Below are 17,959 nucleotides of genomic sequence, written 5' to 3'. Positions count from 1 at the left end.
GGCTTGAGGAAGCGCGTGGTCACAGGCCGAACTCCTCGCGGATCGCGGCGCTATGCTCGCCGATGCGCGGTGCTGCCCGATCGACCTTGGCCCTGACGCCGTCGACCCTGAGCGGCGAGCTGGTGGTGAGGATCGAGACATCGTCCTCGCGCGTCACCGTCTGCAGCATGTCGAGCGACTGGAAGCCCCCGCTTGCCAGCATTTCCGGCCAGGTCAGCACCTTGGCGCACCAGATGTCGGCGGGTTCGAGAACGCCAAGCCACTCGTCGACCGTCCTGGTGGCAATCCGCTGCGCGACGATCGCCTTGATGTCGTCGCGCGCCGTGAACCACGATGCCGGCTCGTCGCGGTAGGGCGCCAGTTCCTCCAACGACAGCAGATCGGCGAGTTTCGGGATCGGCGTCATGGCGATCGCGAGGTAACCGTCCTTGGCGGGATAGACGCCGTAAGGTGCCGACAGATAGGCATGCGCGCTGCGGAAGCTGGAGCGGCGCGGCAAACGGCGGCCATCATTGAGATGCGTGGTCAGTACCTCGAACTGGAAGTCGACCAGCGCTTCCAGCAGGCTGGTTTCGATATGGCTGCCCTGGCCGGTGATGCCGCGCCGCACAAGGGCGGCCAGTATGCCTTGCGCGCATGCCGCGCCCGCTAGCATGTCGCCGATGGCAAGCCCGAACGGCACCGGCCCCTGGTCCTCGTCGCCGTTCAGCCACATCACCCCGGAGCGCGCCTGCGCCAGGAGGTCCTGGCCGGGCCGCTTGACCCATGGGCCTTCCTCGCCATAGCCGCTGATCGAGGCATAGACCAGGCGCGGGTTGATCTTGCGGACCGCCTCGTAGTCGAGGCCGAGCCGTTCGATGACACCCGGCCTGAAATTCTGGATCAGCACGTCGGCCTTGCCCAGCAGGCCGCGCAACGCCTTGAGATCCGCCTCGTCCTTGAGGTCGATGGCGAGGCTTTCCTTCGCCCGGTTGATGGCATGGAAGATGGTGGAATCACCGCCGATCTCGGTGTCGCTGAGATAGAGCCGGCGCGACAGGTCGCCGCCGTCCGGACGCTCGATCTTGATGACGCGGGCGCCGAGATCCAGCAGCCTGAGCGAGCAGTAAGGCCCGGACAGGAACTGGCTCATGTCGACGACGACGAGACCGGCAAGCGGCAATTCGGTTGCTGCCGGCATTTCTACTTCTCCGTCTTGCCGACGAAATCGGCAGGGTTGCGGTACTTCACCGTCTGCAGATGCTCGCAATAGAGAACGAGTTCGCCTTCGCCCTTGAACACCTCATAACTGGCGCGGATCAGCCCCATTTCCTTGTAGCGCGGCATCTTGTCGAGGTTGGAGCGGATCGAATAGATCGTATCGCCGATGAAGACGGGCTTTATGAAGCGGAGCTTGTCGTAGCCATAGGAAAACGCATTGACGCAGTTGGTTGCGACGAGTCCCAAGCCAGCCGAGAAGACAAAAGCGCCGGCCACCAGCCTCTTGCCGAAAATGCCCTCTGTTTCGGCAAACATCTGGTCCTGCACGTAAGGATGGATGTCGAGTACCAGCGTATTGAAGAGGTGGCTGTCGCCTTCGGCCATGGTGCGGCGCAACGAGCGGATTTTCTGGCCAACCGGCCAGTCCTCGTAGAACCAGTTCTCGGCGTTCCAAACCGGCAGGGCCGCATGCGCCTCGGGCATGTTGGCCGGGTGCGTCGAGGCGACGCCGACAGTCGGTGCGAAGTCGTTCATCGCTGGCTCCGGAAGCCCTGCGCGAGGCACGGCACAAGTTTCGGAACACGCATCAAGGCGCCAGATTGCACGACGTCTCCTCCCGTCAATCTTCTTTTGTAAATAGTATTTTCACATATGGGGTTGCGTTGCAAGCGAGGACAGGCGAAATTTTGGCTGTTTCCGCTGCGCCCGAGCGCGAGCGGACAGGGAGGAAAACATGCGCGATGCCTGTCTGGTCTTTGTCGGCAGCCTGAACCGGGAGGCGCCCTATTTCCAGGGCGCACGCGGCGTCGGTCTCGGCGTCTACAGTTTCGACGAGGAGACGCTGGAAACACGCAAACTGGCCGAGACCAGTGACATCGACAATCCGACCTTCCTGTCGGTGACGCCGGACGGTTCGCGCCTCTACGCCAATTCGGAAGTGTTCGCCTGGCGCGAAGGAACGGTTTCGGCCTACGGCTTCGACCGCGCCTCGGGCACGCTTACTTACCTGAACAAGCAGCCCTCGCTCGGCAGCATCACAGCGCATAACACCATCAGCCGCGACGGCACGAAGCTGCTGGTCGCCAATTACGGCATGGGCGAGAGCGGTCCGGATCGCGCAGTCGCGGTCTATGGCTTCGACAGGGATGGCGCCTTGTCCGCTCCTCTGGCCAGCGTTTCGCACAAGGGCACCGGCCCGAACGCGGCCCGGCAGGAGCGCTCGCATGCCCATAGCGTCACCGAAATCATCGCCGGCGGAATGGCCATCGTCGCCGATCTCGGCATCGACCGGCTGGTGTCCTACCGGATCGAGCACGATGGCAATCTGACCAAACTTGCCGAATCCGCTTTGCCGCCGGGCGCCGGTCCGCGCCATCTGGCCTTGCATCCGAACGGCCGTTTCGTCTTCGTCATGAACGAGCTGGATTCGACCATCGTGTCGATGGTGCTGGACGAGGCGAGCGGCAGGCTCTCGATCATCGACGCCAGGCCGGCCGTGCCGGCCGAGGCGCGCCAGGCCAACCACTGCGCCGATATCCAGATTTCGCCCGACGGCCGCTTCCTCTACGGCTCCAACCGAGGCCATGACAGTGTGGTCATCATGGCCGTCGACCAGAGAAGTGGCGCGCTGAGCCTCCTCGGCTATGTCCCTTGCGGGGGCGCCACGCCGCGCAACCTGGCGCTGACGCCGTCCGGCGGCCACCTGTTCTCGGCCAACCAGAATGCCGACCGCATATCGATCTTCGCGCGCGACGCCGAGAGCGGCGGGCTGACCGACACCGGCCGTGCCATCGAGATCGGCACGCCGATGTGCGTCAAGCTCGTGCGGTGAACCGTGCGCAACATCGGCATCGAAGCCTCGGACTGAACGGGCCGGAGCTCAGGCCAAGGCAAACAAATCGAGCTGATGGATCGCTCGGACCCTTCGCCGGAGCTGTTGACGGAGCCTTGAACGAAAAAACCCGCCTGCGCGGCGGGTTCCTGGCGCAACTCAGCACCATAGATAAATATCTACCATAGCTGCCTGCACCCAGTCAAGAAAAAATTCCTATCTTGAGCAGATGCCGGCCATGGAAGGCTGCTGACATAGCCGGACCGGCCGTCGTCAGGCGCCTTTGTCTACTCGAGTTCGCACTCTGGAGCTCAGGCCTGTTGTATTGCCGAGAGCTTCCAGCTCGAGCCATTCTGACGCGTGAAGGTCCACAGCTCAGTCGTCTCCGTGGGATGATCCTCGTCGCCCTCTACGACCCTGCCGCTGGCCCGTTCGCGCATCACGTCGCGCGATTCATAACGCAGGGCCGCCGTGGCATAGTCGCGGTCATCCTCGCGCCAGCTTTCCGCGATGTCGGCCTGCAGGAGGGTGACGTCGGATACCTCGTTCCTGAGGCCCTTTTTCGCATTGTCGGCCAGCTCTTCCGACAGATAGGACACCATTTCGGGCGTCACCGCACGCCGCAAGGCGGCATGATCTTCACGCCCGAACGCTGCCTGGACATCGCTCAACAGCTGCTGGAATGCGTCGAGGTCGGCCTGGGCGAGCCGGATCTCATCGGAACCGGTGGCCGCCGCGGAGCCTCCGCCTGAACCGCCGCCAAAGCCAGGAATTGTGAAGGAACGCACATTGTTCGCATCGCTCTGTCCGGCGGCGCGGTTTTCAAATCGCGAGGCATTGCCGGCGCCGGCGAGCGCAGGGGCGGGGCCACGCTCGGATTGCGACCGGAAGAACCTGATTGCCAGCATGATGGCGCCACCGATCAGCAAGGCCTGCAGCAGGAAACCGAACATGCCGGCCAGCCCGCCGAAGCCTTGGCCCAGGAGCAGCCCGATCAGGCCGCCGATCAGCAAGCCGCGCATCATTGTCCCACCGAAGCCGCTCATGAAGCCGGGCCTCTGCAGGCCGGCCTGCGGCTGCCGGGCCGCGGTGTTCACGCCGGTGTTGGGTGTCATCGAACGCTCGACCGGAGCGGTCGGCGCCGGAGCGGTCCTGGTCGGCGGCGCCGATTGGAACGTGCGCATGCCGCGGCTGCCGAAACTGCCGCCGCGACGGGCCTCGGCATGGTCGATCGCGACCATTGAGAATGCCAGGAACAGTCCGGCAAACAGGGCGGCAAATCGGCTTGTGCGGGAAGTCATCGGGATGAACCTTTATCGACGGGGTTTCGGAAATTCTCGACAGACGCCGGACCAGCTACCGGCGTGGTGCGGTCAATCGAACAGCTCTTCGAAGAACGATTTCTTCCGTTTTGGATAGCGGTGGCCCTGCGAACGGGCATAGTCGTCATCGCGGTCCCGGCCATGCTGGGGCTGGGAGAACGCTGCCGGCTGTGACGCGGCCGAGGCTTCCTTGGCCGATCGCTCGATGATCTTGTCGAGTTCGCCGCGGTCAAGCCAGACGCCACGGCACTGCGGGCAATAATCGATCTCGATACCCTGGCGTTCGCTCATCACGAGCGCGACGCGGCAGGAGGGGCAAACCAGGCCGAGAAGGGAAGAAGAGGTCATATGGGACTCCAAACCAAAAGAGATGAGCCCGCTTGACCGAAAGGATGGAAACGGGCCCGTTAAAGCGGTCCGACATCACGGTCGCGAAGTGCGACAGTCAGAGGGGCCCGGCCCGCATGCGAGAGTTAGGAATGGAGAACCGCGCCTTCAAGAGCGATATTGTCCGCAAGGACGGATTTGTTCCCTGTCGCAGACATCATCGTGCTTCGAGCGCTTGGTTTCGATGGCCCTATGCTGGCTGCTCAGACCGTGACGATGATCTTGCCGAACTGCTCGTTCGATTCGAGATAGCGATGCGCCTCGACGATGTGCTCGAACGGGAAGGTCTTGTCGATGATCGGCTTCAGCGCGCCGGCCTCCAGCCCTTCGAGGATGAACGCCTTGGCGGCTTCCAGCTTCGCTGGGTCGCCGGTGATCTCGTGGACGAGGTAGCCGCGCAGCGTCAATGTCTTGCCAAGCACGGCGGGCAAGGGAAACGGCGTCGGCTCGGGGCTCAACCCGCCATATTCGATGAGAATGCCACCACGGGACATCGCCGCCGCGAGCGGCTCGAAGATCGGGCCGCCGATCGCGTCCAACACGATGCGCATGCCTCGGGGCCCGGCGATCCGGCCTAGCCGCGTCTCCAGATCCTCCTCGGCCAGGACCACGACTTCAGCCGCGCCGGCGCCGAGCAGGGCCTGCTTCTTCGTCGAGGTCCGTGTCACCGCGATCGCCGTCGCGCCGACGCTGTTGGCGATCTGGATCGCGGCAAGCCCGACGCTGCTCGAGGCTGCCGTGATGACGACGAAGTCCTCGTTGCGCAGCCTGGCGATGTCGATCAGCGCGCCATAGGCGGTGAGGTACGGCATCCACATCGCGGCCGCGGTCTGCCAGTCGAGTGATATCGGGTTTTTGACGACGAGCCCGGCGGGATAGGTAACAAGCTCTCCATAGGCCGGCCAGCGGATCATCGATTGCGGCGGGATGACGCTGACGGCATCACCCGGAGCCAGACCCGTCACAGCTTCACCGACCGCCTCGATGAGGCCTGCGGCCTCCAGGCCAAGCCCGGAGGGCAGGGTGGGCGTCTCGATATAGGTGCCCGCGCGCAGCAGCGCCTCGGCGCGATTGAGGCCGAGCGCCTTGACGCGGATCTGAACCTCGCCCGGGCCGGGTTGGGGAAGGTCCACATTTTCGATCCGCAGGACCTCGGGGCCACCATGCCGATGAAAGCGAATGACGCGCGCCATTCGGTCTACTCCAAATTGTTTGAACCGAAAGGAGCTATGCCGCTAAGGCGAAGTTGGATAAATGGCATTGGGAGCAGAACAGTAGGAACCAGGAGTTTCGAATATGGATCGGCTTGAGAGCATGGCCGTGTTCGTCAGGGCGGTCGACCTCGGCTCGTTCGCGGCGGCCGCGGCCGCGCTCGATCTGTCCGGACCGATGGTCGGCAAACACGTCCGGTTTCTGGAGGAGCGTCTCGGTATGCGCCTGCTCAACCGCACCACGCGCCGGCAGAGCCTCACCGAGTTCGGACGGGCCTATTACGACCGCTGTCGGCTGGTGCTGGCCGAGGCCGAAGCTGCCGATCAACTCGCCGCCGACCAGCTCTCGCAACCGCGTGGCAAGCTGCGCGTCACCATGCCGGCGCATTTCGGCCGGCACTGCGTAACACCCGTTCTGCTGAACTTGGCGCGGCAATATCCGATGCTGGAACTCGACCTGTCGCTCAGCGACCGCTTCGCCGATCTTGCCGAGGACGGCTACGATCTTGCCATCCGAACCGGCGATCTGGAGGACAGGGCAGGCGTGATCGCGCGCCGCGTCGCGCGTCAGGGCATGGTTGTCTGTGCGGCGCCGTCCTATCTGAAAACTCAGGGCGAGCCACGGCGGATCGAAGACCTCGCCAATCATCATGCCGTCGTCTACCGGCGGCTCGGCCAAGCCGTTCAGCCGTGGCTGTTCCCGCGCGAAGGACAACCAGCACAGGAGATCATGCCCGGCGGCCGGCTGCGGCTCGACGATCTCGATGCCATCGCCGATGCCTCGGCCGAGGGCATGGGGCTCGCCTGGTTGCCCTGGTGGCTGGTTCGCGAGCGTATCCAGGCAGGCGCGCTGGTCGAGCTCTTGCCGGACCAGCCGCGATATCTCTATGACTGCCACGCCCTTTGGCTGCAGACGCCCCATTTGCCGCTGAAAGTTCGGCTTGCCGTCGACGCGCTGGCGGCGGCCTTGCCGAAACGGATGGCTTGATCGCCAGCGCTCGCGACCACTCTCGTTTGGGATCGCGCGGACATTCCGTGAAGAGGCGCCTCGGCTCTTTGAGGCATCGCTTTCCAGTGCCATATGAGGCAAAGCTGGCGGCATGCGGGCACATTGCAGGAGAGACGGTTGATGACCAAAGGTTCGGATCTGTTCGTGGCGGCCCTCGAAAACGAAGGGGTCGACCGGATATTCGGCATTCCGGGCGAGGAGAATCTCGACATCGTCGAATCCATCCGTCGCTCCTCGATCCAGCTCATCCTGACCCGTCACGAGCAGGCGGCCGCCTTCATGGCCGCCACGTATGGCCGGCTCACCGGCAAGCCAGGTGTGTGCATCACCACGCTCGGCCCCGGCGCGCTCAATCTGACGACCGGCTCGGCCTATGCGCTGCTCGGCGCCATGCCGATGATCATGATCACCGGCCAGAAGGGAATCCTGTCGTCCAGGCAGGCGCGGTTCCAGATCGTCGACATCGTCGCGGCGATGAAACCGCTGACCAAACTGTCGCGCCAGATCGTCTCGCCCAAAATGATCCCCTCGCTGGTGCGCGAAGCCTTCCGCGTCGCGCAGGAAGAGCGGCCGGGTCCCGTGCATCTGGAAATGCCGGAAGACATTGCGGCGGCGGAGTGCGATCCGGTTCCGCTGGTGCCGACGCATCCGGTCGAACTGCCGTTGGCCGGTGCGGGCGCGCTCGACCGCGCCGCCCGCATGATCATCGAGGCCAAACGTCCCCTGCTGATGTTCGGCGCCGCGGCGTCGCGGCCGCGCGTCACGCCCGATGTCGCCCAGTTCGTGCTGCGCACCCAAATTCCCTATTTCACCACGCAGATGGGCAAGGGCACCGTGCCTGGCGGCACCGAACTCTACATGGGAACGGCGGCCCTTTCGGAACGCGACTACGTGCACGAGGCCATCGAACAGGCCGACCTGATCATCACCATCGGTCACGACACGGTGGAGAAGCCGCCCTTCATCATGGGCGTCAACGGGCCGAAGGTCATCCATGTCGGCTATCAAACCGCCGATGTCGAGCAGGTCTATTTCCCGCAGACCGAGATCGTCGGCGACCTCGGCCCTTCGCTGGCGCTGCTGGCGGATCGCATCGAGGGCAAGATCCCCAACGCGCAGGCCCTGCTGCCGCTGCGCGAAGGCATTCTGAGCCGCATCGCCGCGCGCGCTACCGAAGACCGCTTCACGCCGCAGCGCATCGTGCATGACGTGCGTTCCGTGATGCCGGCCGACGGAATCCTTGCCCTCGACAACGGCATGTACAAGATCTGGTTCGCGCGCAACTACCGCACGCGCATGGCGAACACGCTGCTGCTCGACAATGCGCTGGCCACCATGGGCGCGGGGCTGCCGTCGGCGATGATGGCGGCACTGCTCTATCCGCAGCGCCGCGTCATGGCCATCTGCGGCGATGGCGGCTTCATGATGAACAGCCAGGAACTGGAGACCGCCGTCCGGCTCAAGCTCAATCTTGTCGTCCTGCTGCTCGAGGACCACGCCTATGGCATGATCCGCTGGAAACAGGCGGTCGACGAGTTTCCGGATTTCGGCATGACCTTCGGCAATCCCGATTTCGTCAAATACGCCGAGGCCTATGGCGCCAAGGGAACCAGGGTCGGCGCGATCGCCGAATTCCGGCCGGCGCTGGAACAGGCTTTTGCCGGCGGCGGCGTGCATCTCGTCGTCGTGCCCATCGACTATTCCGAGAACACCAGGGTGCTTGTCGAGGAATTGCGCGCGCGGCTGCCGGCGGTGCAGGCGACCTGACGGCGGCCGGCGCCAACGCGTTGCCGGCAAAGACCAGATTTGGTGCGATGGCTGCGCGGCTTGGGCAAACCCGTATGCCGCGCAGCCGGGACTCCTACAGCTTGCAGTAGGGCGTTACCGGAGCAATCGTGCCAAAGTCCTTGACGATCTCGTAGCTGATGCCATCGGCCGCCGCCTTGCCGACATAGGAATGGCAGAGCGTGTGGTTGTTGCTGGCGTCGACGCGGATCTTGCCCTGAGGCGCGTCGAACTCGATGGTCGGCAGTGCCTTGAGCACGTCGTCGTCCTTCAGCGACCCTGCTTTTTCGGCGGCAAGCGCGTAAAGGTGCAGGCCGTTGTAGCCGGCCTCGCCGATACCGTTGACCATCTTCTCCTGGCCGAACTTTTCGCGGAAGCTCGAAATGAACTTCTTGTTGACCGGGTTGTCGAGCGCCATCCAATAGGGCTGCGGCGCATAGGTTCCGGCCGCCACGCCGGGTGGCAGCGCGTCCTTGTTGAACACCTCGTCGAGCGGCGCGATCAACGGCTGCTTGACGTCGAAGCTGCGGTACTGCTTGAGCTGCGTGACCGCGTCGTTGCCGACCACCATCGACCACACGACATCGGGCTTCAGCGACTTGATTTTCTGGAAGGCGGGACCGAAATCCGTCGTGCCGAACGGATAGTAGTCTGCGCCGATGATCTTGCCGCCGGCCTTTTCATAGGCGGCCGTGATCGCCTCGGTCATCTTCTGCGGCCAGGCGTAGTCTGAAGCCATGATGTAGATCGTCTTGCCGAGATTCTCCGCCACCCATGGCATCATCGGGTCGACCTGCTGCATCGGGATCGGACCGGTGGCGACGAAGTAGCGGTTGCACTCGCCGCCCTCGAAATTGGTCGGATAGAAGAACAGCTTCTTGGCCTTCGATGTCACCGACAGCGTGGCACTTCGCTCGGGCGAAATGATCGTGCCCATGATCACGTCGACCTTGTCTTCGTTGAGGAGCTTGCGCGCCTTGTCGATCGAGCCCTTGGTCGTGGTCTGGTTGTCCTCGACGAACAGTTCGACCTGGCGCCCGCCGATGCCGTTGGCGGCGTTGAGCTCCGCGGCGGCGAGCTTGTAGCAATTGAGCAGCGTCTCGCCGAGTATCGCCTGCAAGCCGGTGATCGGGATCGACAGGCCGACCTTGACCGTATCGGCGGCGCGCAGGATCGACGGTGCGCCGATCACGGCGAAGGCGGCCGCGGCGCCCCCGGATTTCAGGACAGTTCTTCTGCTTATCATTGTTGTGTTCCCTTCCAGTCCAGGCGCGCCCCATGCACGCCTTACAAAGCCAAAAGATCCTTCAGCAGGCTCTCGTCGGCAAATGACTCCGGCGCGCCTTCGTGCACGATCCTGCCCTTCTCCATCACCAGGCAGCGGTCCGCCGCCTTGAGGACGAGATCGAGATTCTGCTCGACCAGGACGATCGCGATGCCGCGCTCGCGCGCGATGCGCGGCACCAGTTCGGCGATCGTCTGGACGATGTTCGGCTGGATGCCTTCCGAGGGTTCGTCGAGCAGCAGCACCGATGGCAGCCCGCACAGCGCACGGCCGATCGCCAGCATCTGCTGCTGCCCGCCCGAGAGCGTGCCGGCGATTTGCGCCTCGCGTTCGCGCAGGATCGGAAAATAGCCGAAAATGTCGGCCGGAATGCCGCCGTCGCCACGATCTTTGGCGGCACGGGTTCCGACTTCAAGGTTCTGCCGCACAGTGAGCTGGTTGAAGATGCCGCGCCCCTGCGGCACATGCGCGATGCCGGCGCGTGCACGGCGGAAGGCCGGCGCATTGGTAAGGTCCTGGTCACCGAGAACCACCGCGCCGCCGCTCGCCTTCAAACCGCCGGCGATGACGCGCAGCAGCGTTGTCTTGCCGGCGCCGTTGCGGCCGAGCAGGCCGACCACTTCGCCCGCCGCAACGCCGAGGTCGATGCCGTTCAGCACCGGGAGCAGGCCATAGCCGGCCGAAACGGCAAGTGTCCGCAGCATCCTCAGCGCCTCCCAAGATAGACGTCGCGGACCATCTCGTCGGCTTCGATGTCGTGGAAGGGGCCGCTGCGCAGCCGGCGCCCCTGGTGCAGCACCAGCGTCTCGCAATTCAGCGCCCGCACGAAACGGATGTCGTGCTCGACCGCGACGATCGAGAACTCGCCCTTGAGCCGCAAAAGCATCTGCGCCGTCGCCAGCGTCTCCTGCGGCGTCATGCCGGCGGTCGGCTCGTCGAGCAGCAGCAGGCGCGGCTCGATCGCCAGCGCCATGCCGATTTCCAGCCACTGCTTCTGGCCATGCGCAAGTTCGCCGGCCAGCGTGGCAGAGCGGTTGCCGAGCGCGACCAGCTCCATCAACTCGCCGACCGGGCGTGACGGGGAGGGGGCGCCCCAGCGCGCCACCTTCAGATTGTCTTCCACCGACAGGCTGGGGAACACCGACGGGATCTGGAATTTGCGGGCGATGCCGAGCCGGGCGATACGGTGCAGCGGCAGGCCGGCTATATCGTGGCCGAGGAAACGCACGCTGCCGCTGGTCGGGCGCAGCGTGCCGGTCAGAACGTTGAGGAACGTGCTCTTGCCGGCGCCGTTCGGCCCGATGATGCAGCAGAGTTCCTTGTCGCGCACGGTAAGGTTCAATCCTTCCAGCGCTTGCAGCCCGCCAAAGCGGATGCCGACATTCTCGGCCTCCAGCAGGACGTCGCTCATTGCGTGCGCCTCCGGGCCCTGAACAGGTTTTTCAGCCGTGCATAGATCGACAGGATGCCGTCCGGCAGCAGGAAGACGATGATGACGAAGACGCAGCCGAGCAGCAGCGGCCACAGGCTCGGGTTGAAGCTGCTGATCTGCTGCTGCGCGCGCTGGATGAAGATTGCGCCGAGCACCGGCCCAAGCAGCGTGCCGCGCCCGCCGACCGCCACCCAGACGATGACTTCCGTCGACAGAAGCAGCCCGGAGAGGTCCGGTGCCACCAGCCCGGCCATGCAGACATAAAGCGCGCCGGCGAGCCCGGCGATTGCCGCCGACGCGATGAAGGTCACCAGCAGCCGCGCCGGCGCGTTGTGCCCCAGTGCTGCTGCCCGAACCTCATTGTCCTGGATCGCGGTCAGTACCGTGCCCCAGCGGCCACGGCCGATCGACCACAGCGTCAGCACGGCCACCGCCACGATGGCCGCGACGAAGATATAGCTCGGCAGGTCCTGGCTGAGATCGACATGCAGACCGCCAAGATCGAATTCGATCGGCGGGATGCCTATCAGGCCGCTGTCGCCGCCCGTGACCGAACTCCAGGAGATGGCCGCCTGCTGGCAGATGACGCCCAGGGCCAGCGTGACGATGGTGAAGTAGCTGCCGCGGATGCCGCCGAAGAACAGGAAGTAGCCGATGATGGCGGCGACGACGGCCGCGCCCGCGACCGCGCCTGTGATGCCGACAAGGCTCGCGAAGGGAATCGCGTCATTGAGCGTGACCAATGCCATGATGTAGCCGCCGATACCGAAGAAGGCGGCGTGGCCGAAACACAGGATTCCGGTGCGGCCCCAGAAGAAGTCGAGGCTCGCCGCGAACAGGCCGAAGATCAGCGCGTCGCGGATCACCGTCAGCTGGTAGCCGTCGGCGAAGATGGGATAGACGATGGCAAGTGCCACGCAGACCGCGAAGATCAGCAGCCAGTTGCGGTCCCGGGCGATCATCGCGAAGCCCCGTTGAACAGACCGTTGGGTCGCACCCGCACGGCGACGATGGCCGCCAGCAGCACGACCGCCTGCGCCAGCGATGGCGAGATCTGGTAGTTGAGGATGCTGGTCAGGCCACCGACGAAGACGCTGCCGGCGACGAGGCCGCCGATCGAGCCGACGCCACCGACGATGACGACGAAGAAGGCGTTGGCGAGATAGTTCACCCCCATCTGCGGCAGCACGATCGCCAGCGGCGCGACCAGTCCGCCAGCCAGCCCCGCGATTGCCGCGCCGAAGGTGAAGGCAATGGCATAGGTGCGCCGCGTGTTGATGCCGACGCCCTCCGCCATTTCGCGATTCTGGATGACGGTGCGGATGTCGAGCCCGAACGACGTCCGGCTGATCAGCAGGATGACGCCGAGCAGGGTCAGCATGGCGATGGCAATCAGGATCAGCCGGTAGGCCGGATAGACGGTGAAGAAGAGGTCGAGCGTGCCCTCGACCGGCGGCGTCACGGGCTTGGCGCCGAGGCCAAAGGTCAGTTCCAGCCCCTGCTGGAGGATGAGGCTGACGCCCCAGGTGGCAAGCACCGTCGACACCGGCCGCGAATAGAGGTGGCGAATGATGGCGAATTCCAGGATGCAGCCGACCACGGCGCCGGCGACGGGTGCGGCCGCCAGGCCCAGCCAGAACGAGCCGCCCATGCTCTGGATGAAGTAGACCGCGAAGGCGCCGACGCTGACGAACTCGCCATGCGCCAGATTGGTCACGTTCATCAGGCCGAAGCTGATGGCGAGCCCGAGCCCGACCAGCATCAGGATGCTGATCAGCGTCAGCGCATTGAGCAATGTCGTGATGGCGAAATCCATCGCTTCAGGCCGCGCTGGCGAGGCGTTGGCGCAAGCCCGCGAGCAGGCCTTCGGCCGCATCTATCACCGCTGCCTGATGCGGCTGCAGGTCCTGCCCCGCCCAGTCGTCGATATGGTCGGACAGCGGGTCGACCACCTCGGTGCGGTGATTGGCCAGTGTCTCGAGGACGGCGTGGCCGCAAAACGGCACATAGCCCTCGGAATAGCCGCCTTCATGGCTCATCATCAGCCGTCCGTTCGAGACTTCGGCGGCGAGCGCCACCATGCGTGCGGCAAGGCGGCGAAAACATTCGCTGTTGAGCATCATGCGGCCGAGCGGGTCGAAGCCGGACGCATCGAAACCGGAAGCGACGATGACGAGGTCCGGCTTGAACGCGCGCAAGGCAGGGCCGATGACGCGGTCGAACGTGGCCTCATAGGCGCCGGTCCCGCTGCCGGCCGGCAGCGGGACGTTGATGTTATAGCCTTCGCCGGGCCCCTTGCCGTTGTCGCGGAGTGCGCCGCGTCCGGTCGGATAGAGATTGTCCTGATGCACGGAAATGGTCAGCACCGAAGGGTCGGAATAGAACACCGTCTCGGTGCCATTGCCGTGATGCACGTCCCAGTCGACTATCGCGGCGCGGCCGAGCAGGCCCTCATGCTGCAGCCGGCGGACGGACACGCCGATGTTGGAGAACAGGCAATTGCCTATGGCCTGGTCGGGCTCTGCATGGTGGCCCGGCGGCCGCGCCAGCGCGTAGGCGTTGTCGACGCGGCCGGTCAGCACGGCGCGCATGGCGGCATAGGTCGTGCCGGCGGACAAAAGGGCGATGTCGAAACTGTTGAGGCCGATCGGGGCCTGCGGCCCGGCGAAGCCGGAACCGCGTTCGCTGAGCATCCTGATGTCGTCGACATGGCGACGCGTATGCACGCGCAGCAGATCCTCGACCGAAACCGGCTCCGCGATGATCGGCACGAGATGGCGTGACAGGCCGCTGACCTGGATGAGATTGTTGAGCCGGCGCTTCGAGCCGGGTGACTCCAGGTGCCGGCCGGGCTCCACGAAACGGCCGGGAGGCATCATGTCGGCGCTGGAGCCGGTGTCATGCCACATCAGCTGTTCGTGAAAAACGTAACCTGTCGCCATCCGCAGCGTCCTCCAAAACGATTTTGAGGCTAACAGGCCTGAGCAGACTTCGCCCGACCCGAAAGGATGGGTCGGCCCGTTGCCTATACCCCTCCTTTGGGAGGGGCATGCCGGCTCTCGGCGGCCTGGGCTGCGCGCACCGCCTGGACGCGATTGGTGACGGCCAGCTTGCCGAAGATGTTCTTCAGGTGCCATTTCACCGTGGTTTCGCTCACCGACAGGGCAATCGCTATATCGCGATTGGACATGCCTTCGGTCAGGCAGTGCAGCAGTTCGGACTCGCGCTGCGTGAGTTGCTCCTTCTCCGCGGCCGGCGCGGCTGGCTTGCGCGTCCCGAGGGGCATCGTCTGCGCCGCATCGATGATGCGCGTGGCATAGGCCGACAGTGCCGGATCCGACTTTGCCTGCGCCGCGCGCAGCCGCATCAAGCCTTCGATGACGAGCCTTCCTTCGTCGACGAAGGAGCGGATGAAGCCGGACGGTCGGGCAAGCCGCAGCGCATCGAGCAGATAACGGTCGGCTTCGCGCATGTCATGGCTGGCACTGGCCGTCTTGGCGCGCAGGATCAGCGCCAGTATGTGCCGGCGGATGCGTCCGCCGCTTCCGGTCCGCGCCAGAAGAGCATCGAAAATCCCGGCCGCTTCGGCATGGGCTTTCTCGGCTGTCAGCAGGCGGCCTTCGGCAAAGAACTCGAACTCGTTGGCGGTGGTGATGGCCATCGGGGCTTCGGCGTCGCCGCGGTGCTCGGTCAGCAGTGCGCGCGCTTCGGCATTGCGGTTCTGGTCGAGCAGCATCCGTACGCGGTCATGCAGGATCATCGATGCCAGGCGACGGTACACGGTGCCGCGCACGCGCTGGTAGACGCGGTCGAGCATGTCGAGCGCGGCCTCCGGGCGGCCGGTCAATTGCAGCACGCGGGCATATGTCGGCACGCTGGCCAAGGGATAGACGATGACCGCCGCGCCCTCGATCAGCGGTCCGAGGTTCTCCACCAGCGCCAGGGCTTCGCCCGAGGAATTGGTCTCATAGGCGAGTTCGGCAAGCAGCGTTCCGGCGAGCGCCTCGGCATAGGAATTGGCGCCGATCCGGGCCCTCGCCTCGATGATGGCGTTGCGCAGCAGCCGTTCGGCGGCGGGCAGCCGTCCGGCCGAACGCTCGATGACAGCCATGTAGCAGTTGGCGATGGTAACGCCGAGCAGGCTGCCGCTTCGTTCATGCGCCAGCCGCGCGGCATCAACCGCGGCGCGTGCGCCATCGAGATCGCCCAGCGCATAGAGATTGTAGCCGATGACGTTGGCGGTGGCGCCCTCCATGAACCAGGCGTCGGGTGCGATGATGCGCAGGGCCGCCAATGCGGTGTCGCGCGCGTCCTCGAACTGCTCCAGAGTGCTGTGTACCGCGGCATCGAGCACCGCGAGTTCGGCTTCGATCGTGGTGCCGGCCAGCGTGCCTGGATCCTTGCCGTCAGCAGGCCCGCTTTCGACGAGCTTGCGCGAGGAGGCGAGTGTCTGCTTGGCAATCTCCGGCTGGCTGCTGTGCACCGCCAGCCACAGCACGACCAATTGCAGCCGGATGCGCTGGTCGATCAGTTTTTTTGGCAGCAGCGCCAGCAGCTGACGCACATAGAGCAGCTGGCATTGGGCGATGAGATCGAGCGCGTTGTTCTCGACGAACACCGCCGCGCGGGCCTGGTCGCCGGCGGCCAGCGCGTGGCCGATCGCCTCGGTCAGCATCTTGCGTTCGCCGAACCATTCCGAGGCCGCCAGATGCAGCGGCGCGATCATTTCCGGTTCGCGCCGCTCCATTTCGCGGCTGAGGAAATCGCGGAACAGATGATGGTAGCGGAACCAGCGCCGCTCGTCGTCGAGCGGCACCAGGAACAGATTGCGCGTTTCGATTTCCGTGATCGCCGCCTCCGCGTCCGCAGCGCGCATCACCGCGCGGCAGGCGTCGGCGCAGAAGCGTTCGAAGATCGAGCTGTAGAGCAGGAATTTTGCAATGTCGGGCGGCAGTTCCCCGAACACTTCGCCCATCAGGAAGTCGGCCACGTTGCGGCTGGCGCCGGTGAAATTGCCGATGACGGTTTCAGGCGCACGCGCGGCGCTCAGCGACAGCGAAGCGAGCTGCAGGCCGGCGGCCCAGCCTTCCGCGCGGGAACACAAGGTTTCCACCGTGGTGGCGCTGACGCTCAGGCCGAGTTTGTCGTTGAAGAACGCCTCGGCTTCGGATGAGGCGAAACGCAGATCGTCGGGCCCGATCTCGAACACGTCGCCGAGCACCCTGAGCTTGCCGAGCTGCAGGTCGGGCAAGCTGCGCGAACCGATGACGAAGGCGACATTGGCAGGCGCCTGCCGCGTCAGCCGTTCCATGAAGCGCTTCACGGCCGGCGCTTCGACAGCGTGATAGTCGTCGAAGAACAGGGTGATGTCGGCCTCACGGGCGGCAAAGCCCGCGACCAGTGCGGTAAGCACGACATCGAGCTGCGGGATCGGGCTCGACTGGAACGCAAGATCGAGTTCGGCCGGATTTTGCACGAGATGACGAAGCGCCCCCACCAGGTGGGCGAGGAAAGCGCCTTCGTCATTGTCGCTCGCCTCGCAGGACAGCCATGCCGTCAGCCGGCCGAGGCGTGCCGTTTCAGCCATCCATTGGGCCATCGTGGTCGATTTGCCAAAGCCGGCGGGCGCCGAAAACAGCACGATGCGGGTGTCGACATGCCGGTCCAGCGTCGACAGGATGCTCTCGCGCCGTACCCATCGGCGGTGGTGGAGCGATGCCTGGCTGGCTGGTTGTGAAGGTGTTTTCATCTGGCGTGGGGACACCATTCCGTCTCGATCAAGGGAATCTGCGGCGCCGCGTCACGCGGCAATGTTCCCTTGATCCTGGGATCGTCGGCGATTTCGAAGCCGGTCGCAAAGGGCTCAAATCCGCAGGCCCTGTAGAAACCAATGACGCTGTGATGGTCGAAGCTGCTGGTGTGCAGCCAGATGCGGCTTGGCTTGAGGCGCCATGCCCGGTCGAGCGCGCCGGCCATCAGCCGCTTGCCGAAACCACGGCCGGTCACGGAGGGGAACAGGCCGAAATAGGTGATCTCGATCTCGTCGTCGGCCACCGAGAATTCGACCATGCCGACATGGGCGCCGCTTTCATCATGGCCGTGATAGAGGTGCTGGCGCGGATCGGCGAAATGCGTGGCGATCTCGGCATCCGACATTTCGGCAGCGCGATCCCAGAGCCAGGGAGCGCCGATCTCCAGGAAGATCGCGCGGTAGGAAGCACTGTCGGGTTTCGTGATCCTTGTCATGGTCAACGGCCGCGCGAGATCCGGCATCGGTGCGAGCGCTTCCATCCATGTCACCGCATTGACGATCTTCCCGGCCGGCACGCGCCGATAGCCGACCGTTAGATTGGTGTTTTCATCAGGCAACCTGCCTTCGGTGACCAACATCTGTCCTCGACCTTTCGCCGCGTCGCGACACCGGCGTGCGGGAAGCTGATGCCAACTCTGCGCTCACCTGCCAAGGGGTTCTCGGGGTGGGTCAAGATTTTTGGCCT

Annotated in this window: 16 protein-coding genes; 3 read left to right on the top strand and 13 right to left on the bottom strand. The window is 64.8% G+C overall.

Annotation, left to right across the window (positions count from 1 at the left end; all coding sequences use genetic code 11):
• Positions 1-19 precede the first annotated feature (19 nt).
• Entirely contained in the window at positions 20-1,180 is a 1,161-nt protein-coding gene (locus LB532_RS14675) for a CaiB/BaiF CoA transferase family protein (RefSeq protein ID WP_140638464.1), read from the bottom strand.
• A 2-nt stretch (positions 1,181-1,182) separates the two neighbouring features.
• Positions 1,183-1,734 (bottom strand): MaoC family dehydratase, encoded by a 552-nt coding sequence (locus LB532_RS14670; protein ID WP_140638465.1) that lies wholly within the window; start codon positions 1,732-1,734, stop codon positions 1,183-1,185.
• A gap of 199 nt (positions 1,735-1,933) precedes the next feature.
• On the opposite strand from LB532_RS14670, the gene LB532_RS14665 reads away from it, so the two are divergent.
• The gene (locus LB532_RS14665; protein WP_140638466.1) at positions 1,934-3,031 is read left to right on the top strand and encodes a lactonase family protein; all 1,098 of its coding nucleotides are present in this window, start codon (positions 1,934-1,936) and stop codon (positions 3,029-3,031) included.
• Between the two features lie 311 nt (positions 3,032-3,342).
• Here the strand turns inward: LB532_RS14665 and LB532_RS14660 are convergent, their stop codons facing one another.
• The 3 genes from LB532_RS14660 to LB532_RS14650 all read right to left on the bottom strand — a co-directional run bounded on the left by LB532_RS14660 (position 3,343) and on the right by LB532_RS14650 (position 5,933).
• Positions 3,343-4,332 carry a Tim44 domain-containing protein gene (locus LB532_RS14660; RefSeq protein ID WP_140638467.1) on the bottom strand — a complete coding sequence of 330 codons (990 nt, stop codon included), beginning with the start codon at positions 4,330-4,332 and terminating at the stop codon, positions 3,343-3,345.
• Positions 4,333-4,404: 72 nt separating this feature from the next.
• The gene (locus LB532_RS14655) at positions 4,405-4,701 is read right to left on the bottom strand and encodes a zf-TFIIB domain-containing protein (protein WP_140638468.1); all 297 of its coding nucleotides are present in this window, start codon (positions 4,699-4,701) and stop codon (positions 4,405-4,407) included.
• A 242-nt stretch (positions 4,702-4,943) separates the two neighbouring features.
• The gene (locus LB532_RS14650) at positions 4,944-5,933 is read right to left on the bottom strand and encodes a zinc-dependent alcohol dehydrogenase family protein (RefSeq protein WP_224556909.1); all 990 of its coding nucleotides are present in this window, start codon (positions 5,931-5,933) and stop codon (positions 4,944-4,946) included.
• Between the two features lie 103 nt (positions 5,934-6,036).
• Between LB532_RS14650 and LB532_RS14645 the strand changes: the two genes are divergently transcribed.
• On the top strand, positions 6,037-6,939 hold the full coding sequence (locus LB532_RS14645; RefSeq protein WP_140638470.1) for a LysR family transcriptional regulator: 903 nt from the start codon (positions 6,037-6,039) through the stop codon (positions 6,937-6,939).
• A 141-nt stretch (positions 6,940-7,080) separates the two neighbouring features.
• A complete protein-coding gene (locus tag LB532_RS14640) occupies positions 7,081-8,727 on the top strand; it encodes an acetolactate synthase large subunit (protein WP_140638471.1) in 1,647 nt (548 codons plus the stop codon).
• Between the two features lie 94 nt (positions 8,728-8,821).
• Here the strand turns inward: LB532_RS14640 and LB532_RS14635 are convergent, their stop codons facing one another.
• The 8 genes from LB532_RS14635 to LB532_RS14600 all read right to left on the bottom strand — a co-directional run bounded on the left by LB532_RS14635 (position 8,822) and on the right by LB532_RS14600 (position 17,852).
• Positions 8,822-9,991, bottom strand: coding sequence for a substrate-binding protein (locus LB532_RS14635; RefSeq protein WP_140638472.1), 1,170 nt, complete (start codon positions 9,989-9,991; stop codon positions 8,822-8,824).
• 41 nt (positions 9,992-10,032) lie between these two features.
• A complete protein-coding gene (locus LB532_RS14630; RefSeq protein ID WP_140638473.1) occupies positions 10,033-10,734 on the bottom strand; it encodes an ABC transporter ATP-binding protein in 702 nt (233 codons plus the stop codon).
• Positions 10,735-10,736: 2 nt separating this feature from the next.
• On the bottom strand, positions 10,737-11,441 hold the full coding sequence (locus LB532_RS14625) for an ATP-binding cassette domain-containing protein (protein ID WP_140638474.1): 705 nt from the start codon (positions 11,439-11,441) through the stop codon (positions 10,737-10,739).
• The gene (locus LB532_RS14620) at positions 11,438-12,424 is read right to left on the bottom strand and encodes a branched-chain amino acid ABC transporter permease (RefSeq protein ID WP_140638475.1); all 987 of its coding nucleotides are present in this window, start codon (positions 12,422-12,424) and stop codon (positions 11,438-11,440) included. Before LB532_RS14620 ends, LB532_RS14625 begins: the two co-directional genes overlap by 4 nt.
• Entirely contained in the window at positions 12,421-13,278 is an 858-nt protein-coding gene (gene urtB, locus LB532_RS14615; protein WP_140638476.1) for an urea ABC transporter permease subunit UrtB, read from the bottom strand. Before urtB ends, LB532_RS14620 begins: the two co-directional genes overlap by 4 nt.
• A gap of 4 nt (positions 13,279-13,282) precedes the next feature.
• The gene (locus LB532_RS14610) at positions 13,283-14,404 is read right to left on the bottom strand and encodes a class II histone deacetylase (RefSeq protein ID WP_140638477.1); all 1,122 of its coding nucleotides are present in this window, start codon (positions 14,402-14,404) and stop codon (positions 13,283-13,285) included.
• 83 nt (positions 14,405-14,487) lie between these two features.
• On the bottom strand, positions 14,488-17,211 hold the full coding sequence (locus tag LB532_RS14605) for a LuxR C-terminal-related transcriptional regulator (protein ID WP_140638478.1): 2,724 nt from the start codon (positions 17,209-17,211) through the stop codon (positions 14,488-14,490).
• Positions 17,208-17,852, bottom strand: coding sequence for a GNAT family N-acetyltransferase (locus tag LB532_RS14600; protein ID WP_181169292.1), 645 nt, complete (start codon positions 17,850-17,852; stop codon positions 17,208-17,210). The genes LB532_RS14605 and LB532_RS14600 overlap by 4 nt, the downstream gene beginning before the upstream one ends.
• Positions 17,853-17,959 lie beyond the last annotated feature (107 nt).

This window comes from Mesorhizobium sp. ESP-6-2, from assembly GCF_020164675.1.
Lineage (GTDB): Bacteria > Pseudomonadota > Alphaproteobacteria > Rhizobiales > Rhizobiaceae > Mesorhizobium.
This window is presented reverse-complemented; position numbering and strand designations above follow the sequence as displayed.